Below are 8,271 nucleotides of genomic sequence, written 5' to 3'. Positions count from 1 at the left end.
CAAAGCTTTCAGGTAATAAGTTATTGACACTTGGCAGTGCAAGCTTAAACTCGCTCGGTGCTTTCCAACTAGCAATTTCCGCGTCGCTGATATCCTCAATACGGTATTTACCGTCATAAAAATGCAGTTGCGAGTCGGTTTGTTCTTGCTGCGAAATATACCAAACACGCAGCGTGTCGGCATTTAATTGTTCAAGTACTGTGTTGATTGCCTCGGCATCAAATTTTGCATAGTAATAAGGTGCATCAATAGCATGATTTAATGGATAATCTTGCATGCTTGCAGTAAGCGCGCTGACATAGCTAAACTCATCACCTTTTTCTAAAAACTTAAATTGATTACTAAGTGATGTGCGTATCTCGTTAAAGTACTTCGCGTCTACGCCTTCTTTTTTTATCAATTCTATGTACTGCATAATGGTGGCGACAATTGTTTCGCGGTTTTTCATGCCTTCATCGGTTAATTCTAACGCGATAGTGAGTGCGCCATAATTACCATACTGACTAGGAGAAGGTGAAGCTGTTAATTGTGATACCCAGCCTTTATCACGCAATAATTGCGCAGGACTGCCTGGCATTTCATTACTCAATAAGTAACTTACGTAACGATTAGGTTTTACTGCAAAATCGCTGCTGTTATTACTAATAGTAAACTCAAGTTGCAGCTGTTTTACATCTTCGTTGGGTGAGTAATACACTCTTTTGCCGCCTGCTTTATCAAAATCGAGCTCTGCAGTGACTGTCGGTTTTTCAATGTGTTTATTTTCAATATTGGCAAAGTAAGTTTTCGCTTTTTTCTCCATTTGCTCAATTGGCAAATTGGAAATAAGTGCCAGTTTCATGATATTTGACGAATAGTATTTATTATAAAAATCAACGGTTTCTTTATGCAAAGAACTGCCTTCTTTATCGCCAAGTGTTTCGAGGTTGCCAATTAAAAAGCGATTTGCTGGATGATCGCCCATCATTTTACGGGCTAACTTAAACTGACCAAAAAAGTCCATTTCGCGACGCATAGACCACTCTGCGTTCACCGCGTTTTTTTCTTTATCGGTATACTCTGGATATAGTTTTGGCGCTTTAAAAAAATCAGCAAAACGGTCTAACGCTTCGTCAAAAGCATCGTTATTAATTTTGAACATGTAATTAGTGATATCAAGCCAGGTATAGGCGTTATTTACCCCACCGTTTTTGGTCATAAAGTCAGAGTAGCCCTTAGTATCTGGGTAGCGCTCTGTACCTAAAAAAAGCATATGTTCTAAATAATGTGCCATACCTTGCTGCATCATAGGGTCGTGTAGTAAACCAACTCCTACACTTAGCGACGCTGCTGATTTTTCAGCACTTGGATCAGAGACTAAAATTACTTCTATTTCGTTATCAAGCTTGAGCGTTTTATATTCACGCGTATCGTTTGGGCTGACAATCAATGTATCTGAGAGCAACGCACTTTGTAGTGACTTAGACGTTGAAGAAGTAGAGGATGTATTACTACAACCAGTTAAAACCGCCAGCGCGATGGCACTAAAGCCAAGAATTTTTTTCATTTTGTTTTTCCATTAAAATTGCGCTTAAGATGCGCTAAAAACAACGTAATAGAGATAAATTAACACTAACAATTAAGTGTTTACCACAAAATAATACTAATTTATGTAACACATTGTGAAAAACCTCTGCATACTGAACCTCAGAAAAAAAATAAAGAAGGAAATAAAATGGAAAAAATAATAATACTTGCCATGTTTGCACAGGTAACGTTATCGCTGGTTGTTATGCTTATCATGGGCAAGCGACGCTTTAAAGCAGCCAAAAACAAACATGTGCAGTTTAATGATTTTAAAACCATGCGCCTTGATAGCGCAGGCGATAACGTACGTGTAGCTGATAGAAACTTTATTAATCAGTTTGAAATACCTGTGCTTTTTTACGTAGGCTGTATTGTTACCTTGCAACTCAACAGCGCTAGCTACTTAATAACTGCGCTTGCGTGTGTTTTTGTTGTTTCGCGTATTGTGCATACGGTTATTCATATTGGCAGTAATAATGTGAGAATGCGTTTTAATGTATTTTTAGTTGGCTGCGCAAGCGTGTTTGCTTTATGGCTCGCGATTGTTTGGCGAATTTTAGTATTTTAATAACAGCGGCTTACAAAGCCGCTTTTTACTGTTTTGCACAGTAAAAAAATGATACTAGGCGCGTTTAAGGCGTTTAGTAAAACTAAGCAGCGTATTTAAAAAAACCCAGCACAACTACCATGAACGCCTCACAAGTAGCAATTTGTTGCGAACTTTATTAAATAACACTAACTATAATCGCATAAAGAAAACTCAGTTAATAATTTAATATTACTTTTAATATTGAATATAAAAAACCTTAAAATAAGTACGTTATTTATTGTTAAATTAGTTTAAACTAGCTACCTAACAAATTAAGCACACCATAATAAATGGGTATTTCATGCGTATAATTATTCTATTTTCAGTTCTTTTATCTGTTATAGGTTGTACAAGTTCACCTTCAAAAACTTCCTCTGCCCCACAGTATATTACTATATTACATACTAACGATAATCACGGACGCTTTTGGCATAATGAGAAAGGCGAATATGGTATGGCAGCACGTAAAACGTTAATTGACGACTTACGTACTAAAGCACAACAACAAGGCCATACTGTACTACTGCTTTCAGGCGGTGACATTAATACAGGGATCCCTGAATCAGACTTACAACATGCAGAGCCAGATTTTAAGGGGATGTCGTTACTTGGTTACGATGCCATGGCAATTGGTAACCATGAATTTGATAACCCGCTTAGCGTTTTAAGTAAGCAGCAAAAGTGGGCTACCTTCCCACTACTGTCTGCAAATATTTTTGACAAAGCAACTGGTGAAAATGCATTTCAAGGCTATCAAATTTTTGAAAAAAACGGCTTGAAAATCGCTGTTATTGGGCTTACCACTACAGATACAGCTAAAATAGCTAATCCGCAATATATTGGCCATTTAGAATTTAAAGACCCTGTTGATGTAACGGCAGCCCTGGCTAAAAAAATTAAATCACAATATAACCCCGACATTACTATTGCACTAACACACATGGGGCATTACGTAGATGCAAACTTTGGGATTAATGCGCCAGGTGATGTAACTTTAGCTCGCTCTTTACCGGCAAATACGTTAGATATGATTATTGGTGGCCATTCACAAGAGCCTGTTTGTATGGCGGCTAAAAACAAAAATGACGATAACTTCAAACCAGGCCTTGATTGTAAACCTGATCAGCAAAACGGCACATGGATTATGCAAGCACATGAATGGGGCAAGTATGTAGGAAAGGCAGAGTTTAAGTTAGAAAACGGTATGCTGACCTTACTCGATTACAAACTTATGCCTGTTAATTTATATGTTGATGAAATTCAAGCTGATGGTTCGACTAAGCAAGTCTTAGCCAATGAATACATAAAACCTGACCCAACGTTAAAAGCGTTTTTAGCAACCTATCAAGACAAAGGTGCAAAACAAATAGCAGGTAAAATTGGTAGTGTTGATGCACGCCTTGAGGGCGATAGAAACAAGGTACGTTACCAGCAAACCAATTTAGCCCGTGTAATTATACAGGCACAAATGAATGTGGTTGGCGCCGACTTTGGCCTTATTAGTGGGGGCGGAATAAGAAGTTCGATTGAAGCGGGCGATATTAGCTATAAAGATATTCTAAAAGTACACCCGTTTAAAAATCGCATTACTTACATGGACTGGCAAGGCAGTGACTTATGGAACTACTTAGAAACAGTGACCAGCTTCCCTGTGGATGCAGGTGCATATTTACAATATCACAAATTAGCGTTTACCCGTAAAAATGGCAAATTAGTCAGTGTACTCATTGACGGTAAGCCATTTGATAAAAACAAAACTTACCGCATGAGTTTAAATAGCTATAACGCATCGGGTGGCGACGGTTACCCTGCTATTAATGAACTTAAAGGCTTTGTAAGCACAGATGAAACCGATGCCCAGGCGCTTAAAACCTTTGTCTCGCAAAATAGTCCGCTCAAGGCTGCGCAGTTTGCACCTAAATAACTGCACCTAATTCACTCAAAAATAGGAAAGTAGCATGCTACTTTCCTATTATCTCTATATTTCCTTTCTCAATATTGGTTAAAGCGTAACTATGTAATCGTGAACGAGACCCTTCACCATAGGCCTTAGGTGGGTAATAAATATCCTTCATATCTGGATACTCATTTAAGACTTCGTCTAGAGCTGCGCGGATCTCACTGAGAGTTTTTTCTAAGCTACTATTAAAGTTTGGACGCTTGCGTATGGTATGCCCAAGCTCTATTAACCTGTAAAAATACTTATTAGCCAAATCTATCAGCTCATCTGGCACGTATTTATTTTGATTTAGTACAACATCGTTATTATCACGGCAAAACTCTATTAATGCTAAGAAAAAGCATAACGGTTTGTTTGCTAAGCACACAGTAACATCAGGCACGTAGTTATTACTGAGTGTTTTGGTATTTAAATTAATAATCAATGCCAGCTCTTTTGGTTTAGCTAAGTCAGTATCGGTACTTAATGGTGGAGCTTTCGTCTCCATAGGTATATCTATAATAGATTTTAGCCATTTACCAAACAAAATACTCAAGACTAGAAACAACAAGCAAATTAAAAATCTGTTTTCAGACCAAAACTGTGCGTTTTCTTCGAACACTAAAGAGACATGGGTGGTGTTTGACTTAAGCGTTCTTTCAAACTGATTTGGCTTTAAAATTATAGGTTTAGCAGATTTTGGTTCAATTTTAACTAAGCGCAGATTATTGTCTAAATAGCCATTGAGCTTTAATAAATAGTCTTGCACTGCATGTTGGTTACCTGAGTGCTTTAGCAGCTCGTTTGAAAGCGCAATTAATGGTAAGTCCAATGCAACTTGTTTTTCAGTTTCTATAACTTGGCGTTTAATGGCATCACTCTGCTCATTAATTACAGACACATAAAACACTAAACAGTTAATAATAAAAACAGCGCAGCCAAAAAAAACATATTTATACTTATCCATTTTTAACGCTCTCACCTTTAGCTGTTACTTGCTCTGAACTGCAATCCCAGTAAGATTGCGCCTCTTTGTAATAACTCAGCGTTTGCTCCTTTGACATATCAAGAATATGACGCTGTACAGCGCATAAAAGGTCTGTATTGTTTTGCTGCATTTTTAAATACCAGCGCGAGCCTGAAATTTTGTTACTTAAGGGAGTTATATAATTTTTTGAAAAACGAGCTTCATCACTCTCTTTCCAAAAAGACGCAATAATATCGACCTGCCCATTAGCCAATAAGTCACGCAGTTCGCTGTGAGAGCTAGCGTAAGTAATATCTAGATTGGCTAAATTGATATTTAGATCTTTAAACATTTTCTTTGGCAATATATGGCCAGAGCGGCTTGTAGGGTAATCCAGTAAGCCTATACGCTTATCTAAAAAGTATTGCTTTGTTAAGCGTGGCTTTTCTTTTGAGGAGATAAAAAACGCGGTGTAATCAGAAAAACCCACCACAGATTGATAGTTATAAGTAAGCTCAGCATTAAAAGCGTTCATTATATTATTTTTAGCAAGTACTAGATCTGCAATCCCTTTTCCGACAAAATCGAAGCTCTCAGTTGTACTGTCACCCCAGTAGCCTTTAACAGAACCGTATTGTTTAGTTACCACGGTATCAAGGCATAGAGACTCTGTAAGCTTCTCTGCCACGCTTTGCGATGGCGTAAATACAATAAGCTGATTTTTGTTTTCACTGGCTGTTGTATAACATTGTGTTGACGTTTTTATTAGCTCTGGAAAGTGTATTTCATTACTTTTAACGCTCACCTTTCCAACAGACCATGCGGCAACCATAACCAGAAACAAAAGTGTAACAAACAACAGTTTATGTAACATGACCTTTCTAAACCCCATCAATAAGATGTACCTACACAACGCTAAGGCTTTATTTGAACAATATTATTTACTTATTACAATAGGTAATTTTACCTGTCAAACTTAACTAACTGATTTTAAATGAATATGAATAAGAAATAATGAATACTATTGACTCCTTTCTATATTTAACAAAAACAATCACAATGTTCACACCAGCTAATAGGTGAATAAAAATAAATGCAAGAAACAGTGATGCGCATTAAAATTGCTACTCTCGTAGCCACAACGTTAATAATTGGTGCTATTTTTACAACACCTAAAGTGTATGCATGGGGGCAAAATGGTCATCGAATTGTTGGGCACATTGCTGAGCAGCATTTGAGTGACGAAACAATGCGTAACTTGCTGCCACTATTAGAGGGGCAATCGCTGGCTCAAGTAGCTACTTGGGCTGATGAAATGCGATCTAGCCCTGAGCTATTTTGGCGTAAAAAATCTTCACGCTGGCACTACATAAATCTTCCCAAGAATAAAACGCTTTCCTTAAATCACGCACACACACACAGCAAAGACGATGTTACAAACATTCTAGAAGGTATTTACTTCTCTATTAATACACTCCAGTCATCGACTTCTTCACTTAATGAAAAACAGTTTGCTTTAAAATTTTTAGTTCATTTGGTAGGCGACAGCCACCAACCATTTCATGCTGGGCGAAGTGAAGATAGAGGCGGGAATTTAATTAAAGTTGATTTTTTTGACAATGAAACCAATTTGCACAGCCTTTGGGACACTGGATTAATAGAAAATGAAAATTTGGCTTACACTGAATATGCTAAGTTTATAGATACCCACGATGCAGCATTAATTAAAACATACTTAAACAGCAGCCCTACTACGTGGCTGATGGAATCTCACAAATTGGCCGAAGATATTTATACCTCAACCAGTGATGAAGTCAGCTATAGTTATGTTTTCAAATACAATCCGCTTGTTAAGCAGCGTTTACAAAAAGCAGGCATTAGACTTGCGGGTGTATTGAACCATTTATTTGATTCGTCAGATGGCAATAAAAAATTAAAAATAACGACAAAACAATAATCAACCTATAAATAAAAAACCTACACACGGGAATTAATTTATGTTTATACATGGTCTGGAGTATAGCTAAAATAATAAAGCTAAAATTGTATTAATTACAAAATGTAAACATTCAATTGTAAAAGGAATTATAAAAGTTGCATTTCATAATACTGTCACAAAACGACGGTAACATAACAATAAGTAATTAATCTAAATTTAGTTAAGTATACAAGTACAAATTGTGCAAATTAATTTTGCATATTACAAGAGTATAAATTCAACACTACTGTTTAGTTTATACTACTTAAAATAACAATTTAATTATAACTTTCACGGGAAATGAAAATGAAGACTAAACTTCAAAAAACAGCACTCTCACTTGCTATCGCAGCATGCGTAAGTGTAAGTGGCGCTGCATTCGCCAACGAAACAACCTCTGCGATTAAGGGTCAAATTACTGGTCCAAACGGTAACCCTGCTCCAGGTACAAAAATAACAATTTTACACGTACCAACAGGCTCAGTTAAAACAACAGAAGCAAATGATGCAGGTTACTTTACTGCTAAAGGCCTTCGTGTTGGTGGTCCATACAAGGTAATTGTTGATTCTGATGTTTATGCTGACCAAGAATTTAATAATATCATTCTTAACATTGGTAACGATTACCCAGTAAATGCTGCACTTGAGCCACAATCAAGCATGGAGCAGATTGTAGTAACAGGTGCACCTATTAGCTCTATGTCGGGTGGTACTGGCCCTGCTTCTACATTTACCTTAACTGATCTTGAAAACACGCCTGCAATTAACCGTGATTTAAAAGATATCATTCGTATTGACCCACGTATCACAATTGATGATAGCCGTGGTTCAATTAACTGTGGTGGTGCTAACCCGCGTTACAATAGCTTAACCCTTGATGGCGTTCGTATGAACGATAATTTTGGCTTAAGCTCAAACGGTTACCCGACTATTAATGCACCTTTCTCGTTTGATTCAATTGAACAAGTATCAGCTGAACTAGCCCCATTTGACGTACAGTACGGTGGTTTTACTGCATGTAATATCAATGCGGTAACTAAATCAGGTGGTAATGAGGTGCATGGTAGCCTTTTCTACGACTTCACAAGTGATTCGTTTAAAGGCGATAAAATTGAAGGTGAGGATTATGACAACGGTAACTACACCGAAAAGCGTTATGGCTTTAACGTTGGCCTACCGTTAATCGAAGATAAACTATTTTTATTCACTTCATACGAAAAACTTGAAGGTGT

At 37.2% G+C, this 8,271-nt stretch carries 7 protein-coding genes; 4 read left to right on the top strand and 3 right to left on the bottom strand.

Going from position 1 to position 8,271, the window contains the following annotated elements; genetic code table 11:
• Nucleotides 1-1,546: insulinase family protein (locus AABI99_RS16970; RefSeq protein WP_338367285.1), on the bottom strand; the 1,546-nt coding region annotated here is incomplete at its 3' end.
• Between the two features lie 168 nt (nt 1,547-1,714).
• On the opposite strand from AABI99_RS16970, the gene AABI99_RS16965 reads away from it, so the two are divergent.
• Together AABI99_RS16965 and ushA are read left to right on the top strand one after the other, a co-directional pair.
• Nucleotides 1,715-2,134 (top strand): MAPEG family protein, encoded by a 420-nt coding sequence (locus AABI99_RS16965; RefSeq protein WP_338367283.1) that lies wholly within the window; start codon nt 1,715-1,717, stop codon nt 2,132-2,134.
• Between the two features lie 322 nt (nt 2,135-2,456).
• On the top strand, nt 2,457-4,079 hold the full coding sequence (gene ushA / locus AABI99_RS16960; protein ID WP_338367282.1) for a bifunctional UDP-sugar hydrolase/5'-nucleotidase UshA: 1,623 nt from the start codon (nt 2,457-2,459) through the stop codon (nt 4,077-4,079).
• A 37-nt stretch (nt 4,080-4,116) separates the two neighbouring features.
• Here ushA and AABI99_RS16955 read toward each other — a convergent pair whose 3' ends face one another.
• Together AABI99_RS16955 and AABI99_RS16950 are read right to left on the bottom strand one after the other, a co-directional pair.
• Nucleotides 4,117-5,061: a hypothetical protein gene (locus tag AABI99_RS16955; RefSeq protein WP_338367281.1), complete on the bottom strand. Its 945-nt coding sequence runs from the start codon at nt 5,059-5,061 to the stop codon at nt 4,117-4,119.
• Complete coding sequence (locus AABI99_RS16950; protein ID WP_338367280.1) at nt 5,054-5,935, bottom strand: hypothetical protein; 882 nt, start codon at nt 5,933-5,935, stop codon at nt 5,054-5,056. Before AABI99_RS16950 ends, AABI99_RS16955 begins: the two co-directional genes overlap by 8 nt.
• Nucleotides 5,936-6,169: 234 nt before the next feature.
• Here AABI99_RS16950 and AABI99_RS16945 point away from each other — a divergent pair, with 234 nt between their 5' ends.
• Together AABI99_RS16945 and AABI99_RS16940 are read left to right on the top strand one after the other, a co-directional pair.
• On the top strand, nt 6,170-7,018 hold the full coding sequence (locus AABI99_RS16945) for a S1/P1 nuclease (RefSeq protein ID WP_338367286.1): 849 nt from the start codon (nt 6,170-6,172) through the stop codon (nt 7,016-7,018).
• A 327-nt stretch (nt 7,019-7,345) separates the two neighbouring features.
• Nucleotides 7,346-8,271: carboxypeptidase regulatory-like domain-containing protein (locus AABI99_RS16940; protein ID WP_338367279.1), on the top strand; the 926-nt coding region annotated here is incomplete at its 3' end.

The sequence above is a fragment of the uncultured Pseudoalteromonas sp. genome, assembly GCF_963922945.1.
In the GTDB taxonomy this organism is placed as follows: Bacteria; Pseudomonadota; Gammaproteobacteria; order Enterobacterales; family Alteromonadaceae; genus Pseudoalteromonas.
Note: the sequence above shows the minus strand (reverse complement) of the source record. Positions and strands in the feature narration are given on the sequence as shown.